Genomic DNA, 14760 nt, shown 5'->3' with positions numbered 1-14760 from the left:
GTATGACAGAGAAAGTAGTCTCTATTGGAGACATCCGGGTAGCAAATGATCTGCCATTTGTGTTGTTCGGGGGGATGAATGTTCTCGAATCCCGCGAACTCGCCATGCGTATCTGCGAACACTATGTCAACGTCACCGATAAGCTCGGCATCCCCTACGTGTTTAAAGCGTCTTTCGATAAAGCAAACCGTTCTTCTATCCATTCTTATCGTGGGCCGGGCCTGGAAGAAGGGATGAAGATTTTTGCTGAGCTGAAAAGTACTTTCGGCGTAAAGATTATTACTGATGTACACGAAGCAGCACAAGCTCAGCCAGTCTCCGAAGTGGTGGATGTCATCCAGTTGCCGGCGTTTCTTGCCCGCCAGACAGATCTGGTCGAAGCCATGGCAAAGACCGGTGCCGTGATTAACGTTAAAAAACCACAGTTCGTCAGTCCGGGACAAATGGGGAACATCGTCGATAAGTTCGCCGAAGGCGGTAATGACAAAGTGATCCTCTGCGACCGTGGCAGTAACTTTGGTTACGACAATCTGGTCGTGGATATGCTGGGCTTTAACGTGATGAAGAAAGTGACTAACAATTCGCCGGTTATTTTCGATGTCACCCATGCATTACAGACCCGTGACCCGTTTGGTGCGGCCTCCGGCGGACGCCGTGCTCAGGTATCTGAGCTGGCGCGTGCCGGGATGGCCGTTGGTATTGCCGGTTTGTTTATTGAAGCACACCCGGATCCGGACCACGCTAAGTGTGATGGCCCGTCCGCACTGCCGCTGGATAAACTGGAACCTTTCCTGGTACAGATGAAAGCGATTGATGAACTGGTGAAATCTTTCCCGGCGCTGGATACCAGCCGCTAATCCGGCTTGTTCAGGCGAACTACAGCGACAGCCTGTTGCTGTAGTTCGCCTGAGTTTCTGTACTGCCCCAACTCCCTCTGTCACTAAATATGAGCTGATAAGCAGGATAATTGCTGAATGTCTGTTCAGCCATCCACGGAAAGTTTCCGATATTCACGGGTTCTTATGCATAACGCTGACCTTAAATCTCAGGGGCGATCAGAATTAATTTTTATCAGACATCCTGATTAAAATGCAGTTAAATTCTGTCGTTTTCGGGACAGGGATAGTGCTGTCCTGCGGTTACGGTCATTTTACCGTGCCATAACCGGTGGTTTGTCAGTTATCAAATGAATGTTCATTACCGAAGATAACGTTATTCTGCACATTCACATTAGCGGAATGAATAACCGATGCGGCCAGGTTGCCCCTGTACAGAAATGGCGATACCACAGGGCAGAAGAGTATTAACTGAGTCAGGTGGCAAATACGCAGAATCTGTTGTGCAGCGGAAAAGCGGGTGGGGAGCTTTATTCAGCCCGGCAGGATGCCGGGCTGAATTCAGGTTTACAGCATGATAGTAATCAGATAGCCGACAAACAGAGCCAGGTGTGCCGCGCCATTGAGTACATTGGTACGACCGGTTGAGAAGGAGATTTGGCACAGTAATAACACGCTGCCCATGATCACCATCTGAGGCGCTTCCAGCCCGAAAATAAGTGGCTGTCCGGTAAAGACCGCAATCAGTGTGACTACCGGCACGGTTAATGAAATTGTCGCCAGTACTGAACCAAAGAACAGATTCATCGCACGCTGTACCTGGTTGGCCAGCACCGCCTTTATTGCACCTAATCCTTCCGGGGATAAGATTAACAGGGCGATCAGGAAGCCGGTGAACTGCTCTGGTGCATTCAGGTCTCCCAGCAACTGCTCCAGGACCGGGGCATTCATTTTTGTGACACTGATAACCGCCACCAGGTGAATAATCAGCCAGATGGCATGCCAGCCGCTACTGTGAACCGAGGGTTTTCCATGATGTGGGTCGCCATCATCGCTTTCATCTTCATGCTCATAGATAAACAGGCTCTGATGCGTTTTGGTTTGTATCAGCAAAAATACCCCGTACATGGCCGCAGAGACAGCGGCGATTAACAGCGCCTGACCGGTGCTAAAGTTACCGCCGGGCAACGCATCTGGGAAAACCAGCACCAGAATCGCCAGCGGGAAAATAGCAATCAGATACTGTTTTACTCCGGCCAGATTGACGTACTGAGTCGCGAATTTTCGTCCTCCTAACAGCAAGGCAAAACCGACCAGACCGCCGGTCACAATCATAATGATCGAATACAGGGTGTCACGCATAAGCCCCGGGGTGGCGTTACCGGTGGCCATCAACGCTGAAATCAGGCTGACTTCGAGAATGACGACTGACAGCGTAAGGATAAGCGATCCGAAAGGTTCGCCTAATCGGTGAGCCAGCACATCAGCGTGACGAACCACACTGAATGCACTACACAGAATGGCAACCAGCGTCAGAATATTAATGGCGATAACCACGGGCATTGAGGTCTGATGGCTAAAAAACCATAAGACAATCAGAGCGACGATCGGGAAAATGAGCGAGTATTCCGTATGACGGGTTTTTTCATGCGCTGGCATTCTGTTTCCTCACGCGTTATTTATAGTGGACTGTTTGCGGATATTTCTGCCTCAGGATAGAGATACACATTACGGTTGACACTGTATCATTAAATTATATTTTTGATACATATATTTACTTTCTTTTACCACATGATTGTGATGCTGGTAATTAACTATTTAATCCTCTATCACTCTGTTTTATTTTGACTTTTATGTTTTGTTTCTGGTGTTTATCCTTAAGTTGTTATGACATTATCGCTATTTACCGTGTAATTTTAACGCTGAAATCCTGATTTCTATTGTTTTAACCTATTTGCGATTTTTAGCGTTACAGTTCATTGTTTTTCTGAGGGTTATCCGGCATCTGTTTTCGCTGTTCACCGCAAGGCGTAGTGCAAGATTACCAATTTTGGGGATTGTGAAGTTCTTCACATAATTATCCGTTTGCTGTAATGATAGCAGTGTTCACCATCAGTATTACTTCGCGGTTGAGGAGGGCGGTGTGCTGACACGGGATTTTTTAATTAATGCGGACTGCCAGTCATCGTTTGGCCGAATCGATCATGAGCTGTTATTAACTCCGGAACAACGTAAGGCCAGTCTGGCAGAGTTTCTGGCATTATTACCTGCCGGCTTACCGGTTTGGGTGTTTGGCTATGGCTCACTGATGTGGAACCCTGCGCTCGACTATAGCGATGTTCAGCCAGCAATGCTGGAGGGCTGGCACAGGACATTTTGTATTCGGCTGGTGGCGGGGCGCGGCACTGAGTGTCGGCCAGGCAGGATGCTGGCATTGCAGGCGGGTGGTAAAACCCGCGGGCTGGTCTTTCGTCTGAGAGAAGCTAATAAAGCTGTAGAGCTTGAGTTGCTGTGGAAAAGAGAAATGCTCACCGGTTGTTATTGCCCTCGCTGGCAACAGGTGACTCTGGACTGCGGGCAACAGATCATTGCACTGGTATTCACCATGAATACGCTACATCCGTTATTTGAAGCTGATGAATGCCCGACAGTAGTCGCTCCTCTGATTGCTGCGGCTCAGGGGCCTCTGGGGTCTAATGCTCAGTATTTGTTCGAACTGGTCAAAAGCCTGGCTGCGCTGGGTGAACAGGATGAAAAACTGCTGACACTGGCAAGTCAGGTCAGACAATTGCAGCAATCATCTGCGGAGTAATGTGTTGAAGTCAGCTGTAATTTATCCCATTTTCTGAGACACATTTAGTGAATGCTTCTGCTAATGTTACCCTGTCTGAGATTTAGTTTCGGATGTGCTATACTCTGTCCCTTGTTTCCTTTAACTACAGGTTCCTGACGTCTTAGAAATTGTACTGAAACGGTTAAACTGATCTTATGCCCTTAAACCGATCCCGCCATCGCTGGTGTTCTGCATTGATGATTTCTGTTTGCTGGTGGTTACCTGCAGCACAGGCAGAAATCGGTGACACCATTTCGCAAACTCCGTTTACTGATGAAGGGGAGTCTGTCGCTTCAGACAGCGATTTACCTGATCTTGGCAGTGCCGCCAGCCAGAGTAATTTCTCTCAGCAGTTGGCAGAAATGGCGAAATCCATCGCAGAACAAAACGATACCGATACTGATACCAGCCTGGGGCATAGCGCCGGTTTATGGGCGTTCAACCATTTTCGTGACCGGTTATCCGATAAACTTAATCAGGAAAGTCAGAGCCTGCTGTCACCTTATGGCAGAGCCAACGTCAATCTTGATGTGGATGTGGATGGTAACTTCGACGGTAGTTCAGCGCGGTTACTGAGCCCGTTGGAGGATAATAAGCGCTATCTGTTATTCAGCCAGGTGGGGCTCAGTCGCAGTGCTCCCGGTACCACCGGCAGCTTCGGCCTGGGACAACGCTGGAATGCCGGTGACTGGATGTTTGGCTATAATTCTTTTCTTGACCATCTGTTTGAACAGCATCTGGACCGAGCTTCCTTTGGTACCGAAGCCTGGGGCGATTATTTGCGTTTTTCTGCCAACTATTATCTGCCGGTTTCGGGCTGGAGAAACAGCAACAGCACGACCATGACACGGATGGCCCGTGGTTATGACATCACCAGTCAGGGGTATCTGCCCTTTTATCGTCAGTTGGGAGTCACGGTGAGCTGGGAACAATATCTGGGTGATAATATTGATGCGTTCAACTCCGGCAATTATTATCACAATCCTTCAGCGCTCTCACTGGGGGTTTCCTACACCCCGATCCCTCTGGTTACATTCTCTGCCAGCCATAAAACCGGTACCGGGGGTGAAAGCCAGGACCTGTTTGGACTCAATGTCAACTATCATTTTGGCGAGTCACTGGCCAAACAACTGTCGCCGGATGAGGTTGCATCGGCGCACTCATTACGTGGCAGCCGTTATGATGCGGTGACCCGCAGCAGCACTCCTGTGCTGGCCAAACGCACTAAAACTCAGCTCAGTGTTTTCCTGGCAACGCCGCCGTGGCAACTGACCGGCGGGGAAACGCTGATGCTAAAATTACAGGTCAGCCCGTCGAAAGATATCCGCAGTGTTCACTGGCAGGGGGATACCCGTGAACTGAGTCTGACCTCCCCGGCAGATCCGACCGATTTACAGGGGTGGAGTATAATTCTGCCGCAGTGGAATAATGATCCACAGGCATCCAACGAATATCACCTGGCGGTGACCATAGAAAACAGTCAGCACCAGGCGACCTCAAACTGGATTACCCTGAAGATAGATCAGCCATTCATTCTGCCTGAAGTTTCTGATACTCCTCAGTTTAATCTTATGGCTCCCTAGGTTCACTTTCCAATAACCCTCTATATGCCCTGTCGTGGTGCGTGTATCGCACCTTTAAAGTGCACGGGGCGCCTTTATGGTGCTGTCTCCTGTCAGAGACTGATTCAGGATGGCTTATTATCACAAAAATAAAATATATTTCAGTTTCTGCATAATTGTTCTTTTTTATGTTACCCCGCACCAGCACCCCTCTGAGCTTTATGCATTAATTATGCAATATTGGTGAATATAACAATGTGGTAAGTTATTGATTTATTTTGCCATGGATTTTTCTATGCAATTTTTCGCTTGGCTGGCACGTAGACTGCAATCTACAGTGGCTGCCAGCACTGCTGTGCATAGCTATTTTAAAAATAATATTCACATCACAACACAACACACAAAAAACCGAGGTTGTTATGCAAGCACCGATTACCCGCCAGAACTTCGACCAGTGGATCCTGCCGGTCTATGCACCGGCAGATTTTATTCCGGTCAGAGCCGCAGGGTCACGGTTATGGGATCAGCAGGAAAAAGAGTACGTTGATTTTGCGGGTGGCATTGCAGTGAATGCACTAGGCCATTGTCATCCTCAGTTGCAGCAGGCACTGACGGAACAGGCTGCCAGGGTCTGGCATACCGGTAACGGATATACCAACGAGCCTGTGCTACGGCTGGCAAAACAGCTGATTGATGCCACTTTCGCTGACCGGGTTTTTTTCTGTAACTCGGGGGCAGAAGCTAATGAAGCCGCATTGAAACTGGCCCGAAAATATGCCCATGACCAGGGTAATCCGGGAAAACACGGGATTGTGGCGTTTAATAATGCTTTTCATGGCCGCACACTGTTTACGGTAACGGCAGGAGGGCAACCCTCCTATTCCGCTGATTTTGCACCACTGCCACCACAAATCAGCCACGCCGTATTTAATGATCTCAGTTCTGCGGCTGCGGCAATTAATGATGACACCTGTGCAGTGATCGTTGAACCCATTCAGGGTGAAGGCGGGGTGATTCCGGCCAGTCAAAGCTTCCTGCAGGGCCTGCGGGAATTATGTGATAAGCACGGCGCATTACTGATTTTCGATGAGGTTCAGACCGGCGTCGGACGCACCGGAGCCCTGTACGCCTATATGAAATATGGGGTAGTTCCGGATGTCATGACCACAGCTAAAGCACTGGGCGGTGGCTTTCCCATCGGCGCCATGCTGGCGGCGGAACATTGTGCGAAAGTGATGACTGTGGGTACTCACGGAACCACCTATGGAGGCAATCCGCTGGCCGGAGCGGTGGCAGACAGGGCTCTGTCGTTGATTAATACACCAGAAGTGCTGGAGGGTGTCAGCCAGCGTCATGATTATTTCCGCCAACGTTTGCTAAAAATTACTGATCAGCTGGATGTTTTTTCTGATATTCGTGGAGATGGGTTGTTACTGGGTTGCCAGTTAGCAGAAGCTTTTCAGGGGAAAGCCAAAGCGATAAGCCAGGCCGCGGCCCGTGAAGGAGTGATGCTCCTGATTGCCGGAGCCAGTGTGTTACGGTTTGCACCGGCATTAAACATTCCATTTGCCGATATTGATGAAGGTCTGAACAGATTAGAACGTGCTCTGCGGGCATTTATTCAGGAGGCCGGATGATGTCGGTGATTCGTCCGGTGAACCACGATGACCTGCCGGGGCTGATGGCGCTTGCCGGGAAAACCGGTGGCGGCCTGACATCTTTACCGCAGGATGAACGAACTTTGTCTGAGCGGATCGAGCGTTCATTAAAAACCTGGCGTGGCGAGTGTCCGCCTGCTCACCAGGGTTATGTCTTTGTACTGGAACAGCCCGAAAGCCGTGAAATCGACGGTATCTGCGCCATCGAGGTTGCGGTCGGGCTGGAAGAACCCTGGTACAATTATCGGGTTGGCTCGCAGGTGCATGCTTCCCGCCAGCTGGAGGTATATAACCACCTGGCGACACTGTCACTGAGTAACGATCATACGGGTGCCAGCGAATTATGCACGTTGTTCCTGGATCCTGCCCGCCGGGAAAATAAAAACGGTCAGTTACTGTCGAAATCACGACTATTGTTTATGGCGAATTTCCCACACTGTTTCTCACCACGGGTGGTGGCGGAAATGCGCGGAGTCAGTGATGAACAGGAACGCTCTCCGTTCTGGGACAGTGTCGGGCGGCATTTTTTTTCTATGGAATTCAGCCGGGCCGATTTTCTGAGCGGAACGGGTCATAAGGCGTTTATTGCCGAGTTAATGCCTAAACATCCGCTGTATGTTCATTACCTGACACCAGAAGCCCGCGAAGTTATCGGACAGGTACATCCTCATACCGCACCAGCCCGTTCGATGCTGGAAGCGGAAGGTTTTCGCTACCGCAATTATGTCGATATTTTTGATGGCGGTCCGACACTTGAATGCGACCTGAATGAGATTCGTTCGATCCGTGAAAGCCGGCTGACAGCCGTCACCCTCGAAAAATCCAATGCTGACGGACCGCTGTGCCTGGTCGCGAATCAGGATTATCACAATTTCAGGGCAATGCTAATACCCGCTGACCCGAGGGCAGAATCCGTATCACTCACCGCGGCACAGGCCGAATATTTAAAGACAGACGCCGGAGAAACGCTGCGTATTGTCAGTCTCAGTGCAAAGGAAAACAGCAATGACTCTAATGATTAATGGCCAGTGGCGGGAAGGACAGGGACCGCTCCTGAGTAAGCATGATCCGGTAAGCGGGCAGACTGTCTGGCAAGGCAGCACTGCAACCCTGCAGGATGTCACTGCCGCCTGTCAGGCGGCTGCACGGGCCTTCCGTGACTGGTCACGCCGCAGTTTTTCCGACCGTCTGGCACTGGTGGCGGAGTTTGGCCGGCAACTGACAGAAAACAAGACAACGCTGGCTGAAGTGATCAGTCGGGAAACGGGTAAGCCACTGTGGGAATCACTCACTGAAGTGACTTCTATGATCAATAAGATCGCTATTTCTGAACAGTCATGGCATCAGCGCACCGGCACTTCACAACAGGGGAGTAACAGCCTGCGCCACCGGCCACATGGTGTTATGGCTGTCTTTGGACCCTATAACTTTCCCGGGCACTTGCCTAACGGGCATATTGTGCCTGCATTGCTGGCCGGTAATACCGTGGTATTTAAACCCAGCGAACTGACTCCGGCGACCGCACAGTTGACCACAGAACTGTGGTTAAAGGCCGGTCTGCCGGCCGGGGTCATTAACCTGTTACAGGGAGGGAAGGAAACGGGCCAGGCGTTGCTGGCTGACTCGTCACTGGCCGGAGTGTTGTTTACCGGCAGCGCGGCGACGGGTTACCACATTCATCGCCAGTTTGCCGGTCGTCCGGAAGTGATGCTGGCGCTGGAAATGGGTGGAAACAATGCATTAATTGTGGACGAGCCAGAGCAAACGGATGCGGCCGTAAATCTGACTATCCAGTCAGCCTTTATTAGTGCGGGGCAGCGCTGTACCTGTGCCCGCCGTTTACTGGTCAGGCGGGGTGAAGCCGGTGACAGGTTTCTGCAACGGCTGGCCGAAGTGGCGGGGAAAATTATCCCTGCGCCATGGGATGCCAGTCCGGCGCCATTTATGGGAGGAGTGATTTCTCCACATGCTGCTGAGCTTATCTGGCAGCACTGGAACAATTTAACCGCGGAGGGGGCGAAAGTGCTACTGGAAATGCGCTGGCCGGACAAGACATCCGCGCTGCTTACTCCCGGTATTATCGATATTACCGATCTGCCACCTCAGCCTGACGAGGAAGTGTTTGGTCCATTGCTGAACGTGATTCGTTATGACGATTTTGATCAGGCGATTGATGTGGCAAATCAGACCCGTTACGGCTTGTCTTGCGGGTTGATCTCACGTGATCGTCAGAAATTCGATCAACTACTGAATGAAGCTCATGCAGGAATCGTAAACTGGAATAAACCCCTGACCGGGGCGGCCAGTAACGCACCGTTTGGCGGCGTGGGTGCCTCCGGAAACCACCGTCCGGGCGCCTGGTATGCAGCCGACTATTGTGCCTGGCCTATGGCCTCGATGGAAAGCGAGCAACTGGTTCTGCCGGAACAACTTTCTCCCGGCCTGGATTTTTCTACGTCAGATTAACAGAGAGCTGTATCAACATGGATATTCAGAAAGCAGAAGCGAATTTTGATGGTCTGGTTGGCCTGACTCACCATTACGCCGGGCTCTCTTTTGGTAATGAAGCTTCGTCACGTAATCAGTTTCAGCCCTCGAACCCGCTTAAAGCGGTGAAACAGGGGCTGGCAAAAATGAAAGCGCTGGCAGACCAGGGTTTTGTTCAGGGAGTGATCCCGCCACTTTCCAGGCCCAATGTCGGATTATTGCGGCAGTTGGGTTTTTCCGGCAATGATCAGCAGGTATTACACAAAGCATTGCAACAGGCGCCGGATTTGCTGTCTGCTGCCTGTTCGGCGTCGTCGATGTGGGTGGCGAATTCCTCCACTGTCAGCCCTTCAACCGATACGGCGGATGGTAAGGTACATTTCACGGTCGCCAACCTGAACAACAAGTTGCACCGCATGAGCGAAGCTGCCGGAACGACCCGGCTGCTGCGGTCGATCTTCACAGATCCTCAGCATTTTACTGTTCATGAAGCCTTGCCACAGATTGCCTGTTTTGGTGATGAAGGTGCGGCGAATCATAACCGGTTGTGTGCCTCGGATGGATCTTCAGCGCTGGAGTTATTTGTCTATGGCAGGGATGAACGTTTACCCGATCAGGGACCGGTACGTTATCCGGCCAGGCAGACATTACAGGCCAGCGAGGCGGTCGCCCGTCTGCATCAACTGGATCCTGACAGAACGCTGTTTGTACAACAGACCCCGGCAGTGATAGACCAGGGGGTGTTTCATAATGATGTGATAGCGGTCAGTCACCGCCAGGTTCTGTTTTGTCACGAACTGGCTTTTGTTGACCAGCAGCAGTTGTTTGCAAAAATTCGTGAGCGGTTACCAGATTTTATCCCTGTGGTCGTTCCGGAACATCGGGTATCCGTCAGTGATGCTGTGAATACCTACCTGTTTAACAGCCAGCTACTGAGCCGCAGCGATGGCTCTATGACGTTGATTCTTCCACAGGAAGCAGAACAACATCCTGAAGTGTGGCACTATCTGCAACAGGTGTTGGCTGAAGATAATCCGGTAGCAGACCTGCAGGTGTTTGATCTGCGTGAAAGTATGCGTAACGGGGGAGGCCCTGCTTGCCTGCGCTTAAGGGTGGCACTCACTCCGCAGGAGCTACAGGCCGTTAATCCCGGGGTACTGATGAATGATCAATTGTTTGCGAAACTTAACCAGTGGGCCGAAAAATATTATCGTGACCGGTTGACCGTAGAAGATCTGGCGGATCCTCAGCTACTGAGCGAAAATAACCATGCACTGGATGAGTTAACGAAACTGTTAAACCTTGGCAGTGTCTATGAGTTTCAGCGCTAAGTCTACAGGAATGGAAACAGCCAAATGATGAATGATTATCTGCAACATGTGTTATCCGGGGAATCTTCGGATTTGTCAGAGGGTAAAAATGAGTTTCTCAGCTGGCGTGCAACCGGCGAGGGTATTCTGGAACTGACGCCATCCGGCCCTGTTGCAGCTAACTCACTGGTGGTATCGGCAGGGATTCACGGTAACGAAACTGCCCCGGTAGAAATTCTTAACCCGATTGTCAGCCAGTTACTGGCCGGAAAACGGCCTCTGACCAGCAGACTACTGGTGATTTATGGTAATCCTGCGGCACTGCGGGCCGGTAGCCGCTTTACCCACTATGATCTTAACCGGCTGTTTTCCTGTGGCTGGAAGACGATAGCCCCCTGTTACGAATCGCGGCGTGCCAGTGAATTAGAGCAGGCCGTACAAGGGTTTATGGCTGGCGCAACAGAGGCAGAGGGTGGTCGCCGCTGGCATCTCGATTTACATACTGCTATTCGTGGTTCGCTGTTTGAGAAATTTGGGTTGTTGCCGGTGAGCCCCCGTCCATGGGGTGAAGCATTTCTGGACTGGCTGAACCGGGCAGGATCTGAAGCGCTGGTTTTCCACCGCTCACCGGGCGGTACATTTACCCATTTCAGCTGTAATGCATTGCAGATGGAGAGTTGCACGCTGGAACTCGGTAAGGCACTCCCTTTTGGTCGTAATACCTTATCTGACTTCACACAGACACAGCAGGCGCTGCAGGCACTGATCTGTGGTGATACGATACTGCCAGACGCACCGGCGGTACCGGCTAAACACTTCCGCGTTACGCAACAAATTACGCGGTTAAGTGATGAATTCCGGCTGCATATGGCTGACAGTACTCTGAACTTCACTGAGTTTCCTGCCGGAACTTTGCTGGCGGAAGATAGTGAGCAGCAATACCGGGTGGAAAACCCAGCAGGAGAAAGGGTACTTTTCCCTAATCCGCGGGTGGCTCATGGCTTGCGGGCAGGGCTGATGCTGGTCGAACAGTAGTCACAGTCGTCTTTCGGCGTTCCTGCTTTCAGGCCGGAACGTCGCTGTCTCCACAATAGGTTCATTATCTGACGACAGGTAACGGCTCTTATCACCTCAGTGTCACTTCATTCATGATTTCTCCATGATCGCTTTGATTTTAGCTTTCTCGTTTTCAGTGATTTACGCAGTTACTGAGTAATTGACGTTGTTGCGGGTAGACTTTATCTCAACGGCGACAGTGTCGTCAGATAATGAAAAACAGTAAGGATAAAATCTATGCGTAAACTCACTTCACTGATTCTGGCTTCATCTCTGGCTTTCGGCGCTGCCTCGGTTGTCCATGCTGAAGCCGACAATTTAACGCCACCACCGGCAGCCTCAGAGCAACATAAGAATCCGCATAACGAAAGAGGCCACGGGCCAATGATGTTTAAAGGTCTGAAGCTGACTGAAGCTCAGAAACAACAGATTCACGAGATTCTGAAAGCCAGCCGCGATCAGATGCAGCATCCGACGGTTGAGCAGCGCCGTGCAGCTCATGCAATTATTGCTTCAGACAGCTTCGACCGTAGCAAAGCCGAAGCAGAAGCGGCTCAGATGACCGCCAATGCCAAAGACCGTGCGTTGCAGAGACTGGAAACGGAAAACAAACTGTATAACGTACTGACTGCCGATCAGAAAAAGCAGTACAACGCGAATTTTGAGAAGCATCTGACAGAAAAACCCGGAAAGGGCGGGCATCATCAGCCTCGTAACGCCGACTGAATCGTGATCTGGCGTTAAATGTATTGAGACCGCCGTCGCGGCTGACGAGTGCTAATGTCCGTCAGCCACACCGGCGGTTTTGCCCGCCTGTCTCTCGTCAGCGGATAGAGCGGTCAGGCTCTTTTCCAGAAGTCATCAAACACTGTGATCGGAGGCTGACGCTTATGTTCAGTCTTCAGATACCAGCCTTCAATAGTTTTCGCGGCAGCCGGATCGATATTCTTGCCTTCCAGATAATCGTCAATTTGCTGATAAGTGACACCCAGTGCAACTTCATCCTGTAAACCCGGACGCCCGTCTTCCAGGTCTGCAGTTGGATGTTTCAGATACAGATGCTCCGGGCAGCCAAGGGCTTTGAGCAATTGTTTACCCTGACCTTTATTCAGTCGGAAAATTGGATTGATATCGGTGCCGCCATCTCCGTATTTGGTAAAGAAACCGGTGACAGCCTCTGCTGCGTGGTCGGTACCCACCACCACTCCTGCGGTCATTCCGGCAATGCTGTATTGTGTTTTCATTCGTTCGCGGGCTTTATCATTGCCGCGAACAAAATCAGACAACACAATTCCGGCATCTTTCAGCGCCGCTTCGCTGGCCAGGACTGCCTGACGAATATTCACAGTCAGAGTCCGATCGGGCTGAATAAACGCCAGAGCATCCTGACAATCCTGTTCATCCGCCTGATCACCGTAGGGCAGGCGTACGGCAATAAAACAGTAGTCGTTGTTACCTGTCTCTGCACGCAATTCTGAAATTGCGGTCTGACAAAGTTTACCAGTGAGCGTTGAGTCCTGTCCGCCACTTATCCCTAACACCAGACTTTTTAGTCTGGGATAGGTTTTCAGGTAGGCTTTCAGAAAATCCACACTGGTGCGGATCTCCTGTTGAACATCAATCACCGGCTTGACACCCAGTGCCCGGATAATTTCCTGTTGTAATGCCATACAAGTTTCCTCAGCTCAAAAGCGGTCAGTCAGACCGCTGTGTCACAATATCAATGTATCAGATAAGTTTACTCCGCCAGATCGCTCAGCGCAGCAAGGACGATTATTTTGTCTGCGGAACAGGTCGTCTGGCCACAAAGATAAACATCAGTATTGCCAGCATAAAGCAGCCAAATATAGTCGCTGACATACTAAACACCGATGTGCCGCCGATCCCGGTGACCGGGACACTCAGCGATCCTAAGGTAAACATTGTTACCCCAATCACGGCGGATGCGCTGCCGGCCCGTTTTCCCTGGCTTTGCATGGCCAGCGAAGACGCGGTGGTGGAGATAACCGCATTACTGGCGATACTAAAGAACAGCGCCAGCAGCACCACCGGTAAAGGCGCATGGCTCAGTCCGGCAATAAACAGGCACAGAGAGGCAACAAAGGCCAGTGTCAGACCTCCTTTCAGAACAGAATACTCGCCGAAATGGCGGCTAAGCCGGGCACTGGTTTGTGATGCAATAATCAGTCCAAGACCATTAAGTGCAAAACACAGGCTGAAGGTCTGAGGAGACATACCGTAGAGCTGTTGCAAAACAAAGGGCGACGACCCGATATAGGCAAACATTCCTGCCATCATAAAGCCCTGGGTCAGACAGAAACCCATAAATGACCGATGGGTAATGACCTGGCCGAGTGCACCCCAGGCAGAGAGTATGGACCCCTGGCTGCGGCGCTCGTGGCTCAGAGATTCGTGAATCCGTAACCGGGAAAGAATGAACAGCAATACCGAAATACCCGCCAGTACCAGGAAGATGCCGCGCCAGCTCATGATGCTCATCAACGAGCCACCAATCACAGGTGCCGCGATTGGGGCAACACCATTCACCAGCATCAGCAGTGCAAAGAAACGGGTGAGTTCATGGCCTTGGTACATATCACGGGCAATCGCGCGCGATAACACAGCTCCGCCAGCTCCCCCCAGTCCCTGGAATAGCCTGGCCACCAGTAACTGGTCAATATTTTGTGCCAGTGAGCATCCTACGGAAGCCAGAAACAGCACCAGCAGTGACAGGGCCAGCGGGCCGGTACGGCCATATTTATCACTCATGGGACCGAACAGTAACTGTCCCAGCCCGAGGCCGAGCAGCCCGGCGGTGAGACTCAACTGAGCGACAGCGGTAGTGATATGCAATGATCCCGAGAGTTGCGGTAACGCCGGAAGATACAAATCTATGCACAACGGGCCCAGACCGGCCATCAGGCCGAGGGTTATAGCAAATGCGATACGATGGGGGGGAGCTTTGGACATTTTTCCTCTGAATGTAAACTAACTAATAGTCACGGGCGAAACTTATAA

At 51.1% G+C, this 14760-nt stretch carries 12 protein-coding genes; 9 read left to right on the top strand and 3 right to left on the bottom strand.

Annotation, left to right across the window (positions count from 1 at the left end):
- Positions 1-2 precede the first annotated feature (2 nt).
- Positions 3-857 carry a 3-deoxy-8-phosphooctulonate synthase gene (gene kdsA / locus B3Z23_RS09505; RefSeq protein WP_294907307.1) on the top strand — a complete coding sequence of 285 codons (855 nt, stop codon included), beginning with the start codon at positions 3-5 and terminating at the stop codon, positions 855-857.
- A 546-nt stretch (positions 858-1403) separates the two neighbouring features.
- Here kdsA and chaA read toward each other — a convergent pair.
- Complete coding sequence (gene chaA, locus B3Z23_RS09500) at positions 1404-2495, bottom strand: sodium-potassium/proton antiporter ChaA (RefSeq protein WP_294907304.1); 1092 nt, start codon at positions 2493-2495, stop codon at positions 1404-1406.
- Between the two features lie 484 nt (positions 2496-2979).
- Here chaA and B3Z23_RS09495 point away from each other — a divergent pair, with 484 nt between their 5' ends.
- The 8 genes from B3Z23_RS09495 to spy all read left to right on the top strand — a co-directional run bounded on the left by B3Z23_RS09495 (position 2980) and on the right by spy (position 12468).
- Entirely contained in the window at positions 2980-3648 is a 669-nt protein-coding gene (locus B3Z23_RS09495) for a gamma-glutamylcyclotransferase (protein WP_294907301.1), read from the top strand.
- A 176-nt stretch (positions 3649-3824) separates the two neighbouring features.
- Positions 3825-5252, top strand: a complete 1428-nt coding sequence (locus tag B3Z23_RS09490; RefSeq protein WP_294907298.1) for a YchO/YchP family invasin — start codon at positions 3825-3827, stop codon at positions 5250-5252.
- Between the two features lie 398 nt (positions 5253-5650).
- Positions 5651-6868, top strand: coding sequence for an aspartate aminotransferase family protein (locus B3Z23_RS09485; RefSeq protein WP_294907295.1), 1218 nt, complete (start codon positions 5651-5653; stop codon positions 6866-6868).
- On the top strand, positions 6868-7911 hold the full coding sequence (gene astA, locus B3Z23_RS09480) for an arginine N-succinyltransferase (RefSeq protein ID WP_294907715.1): 1044 nt from the start codon (positions 6868-6870) through the stop codon (positions 7909-7911). The genes B3Z23_RS09485 and astA overlap by 1 nt, the downstream gene beginning before the upstream one ends.
- Positions 7895-9355 (top strand): succinylglutamate-semialdehyde dehydrogenase, encoded by a 1461-nt coding sequence (gene astD, locus B3Z23_RS09475; protein ID WP_294907292.1) that lies wholly within the window; start codon positions 7895-7897, stop codon positions 9353-9355. Before astA ends, astD begins: the two co-directional genes overlap by 17 nt.
- Positions 9356-9378: 23 nt before the next feature.
- The gene (gene astB / locus B3Z23_RS09470) at positions 9379-10707 is read left to right on the top strand and encodes an N-succinylarginine dihydrolase (protein WP_294907713.1); all 1329 of its coding nucleotides are present in this window, start codon (positions 9379-9381) and stop codon (positions 10705-10707) included.
- A gap of 27 nt (positions 10708-10734) precedes the next feature.
- A complete protein-coding gene (gene astE, locus B3Z23_RS09465; RefSeq protein WP_294907711.1) occupies positions 10735-11721 on the top strand; it encodes a succinylglutamate desuccinylase in 987 nt (328 codons plus the stop codon).
- 258 nt (positions 11722-11979) lie between these two features.
- Positions 11980-12468: an ATP-independent periplasmic protein-refolding chaperone Spy gene (spy, locus tag B3Z23_RS09460; RefSeq protein ID WP_294907289.1), complete on the top strand. Its 489-nt coding sequence runs from the start codon at positions 11980-11982 to the stop codon at positions 12466-12468.
- 113 nt (positions 12469-12581) lie between these two features.
- Here the strand turns inward: spy and nadE are convergent, their stop codons facing one another.
- Both nadE and B3Z23_RS09450 read right to left on the bottom strand, forming a co-directional pair.
- A complete protein-coding gene (gene nadE, locus B3Z23_RS09455; protein WP_294907286.1) occupies positions 12582-13412 on the bottom strand; it encodes an ammonia-dependent NAD(+) synthetase in 831 nt (276 codons plus the stop codon).
- 103 nt (positions 13413-13515) lie between these two features.
- Entirely contained in the window at positions 13516-14712 is a 1197-nt protein-coding gene (locus B3Z23_RS09450) for a multidrug effflux MFS transporter (RefSeq protein WP_294907283.1), read from the bottom strand.
- Positions 14713-14760: the final 48 nt, after the last annotated feature.

Source organism: Tatumella sp. UBA2305, from assembly GCF_002345795.1.
Taxonomy (GTDB): domain Bacteria; phylum Pseudomonadota; class Gammaproteobacteria; order Enterobacterales; family Enterobacteriaceae; genus Tatumella; species Tatumella morbirosei.
The sequence above is the reverse complement of the archived record's forward strand: the minus strand, read 5'-3'. Positions and strand labels throughout refer to the sequence as shown.

What these genes read in the sequence shown, in the direction of transcription:
- kdsA (WP_294907307.1), top strand. Translation starts at nt 3, where the DNA reads ATGACAGAGAAAGTAGTCTCTATTGGAGACATCCGGGTAGCAAATGAT.
- chaA (WP_294907304.1), bottom strand. Translation starts at nt 2,495, where the DNA reads ATGCCAGCGCATGAAAAAACCCGTCATACGGAATACTCGCTCATTTTC.
- B3Z23_RS09490 (WP_294907298.1), top strand. Translation starts at nt 3,825, where the DNA reads ATGCCCTTAAACCGATCCCGCCATCGCTGGTGTTCTGCATTGATGATT.
- B3Z23_RS09485 (WP_294907295.1), top strand. Translation starts at nt 5,651, where the DNA reads ATGCAAGCACCGATTACCCGCCAGAACTTCGACCAGTGGATCCTGCCG.
- astA (WP_294907715.1), top strand. Translation starts at nt 6,868, where the DNA reads ATGTCGGTGATTCGTCCGGTGAACCACGATGACCTGCCGGGGCTGATG.
- astD (WP_294907292.1), top strand. Translation starts at nt 7,895, where the DNA reads ATGACTCTAATGATTAATGGCCAGTGGCGGGAAGGACAGGGACCGCTC.
- astE (WP_294907711.1), top strand. Translation starts at nt 10,735, where the DNA reads ATGAATGATTATCTGCAACATGTGTTATCCGGGGAATCTTCGGATTTG.
- spy (WP_294907289.1), top strand. Translation starts at nt 11,980, where the DNA reads ATGCGTAAACTCACTTCACTGATTCTGGCTTCATCTCTGGCTTTCGGC.
- nadE (WP_294907286.1), bottom strand. Translation starts at nt 13,412, where the DNA reads ATGGCATTACAACAGGAAATTATCCGGGCACTGGGTGTCAAGCCGGTG.
- B3Z23_RS09450 (WP_294907283.1), bottom strand. Translation starts at nt 14,712, where the DNA reads ATGTCCAAAGCTCCCCCCCATCGTATCGCATTTGCTATAACCCTCGGC.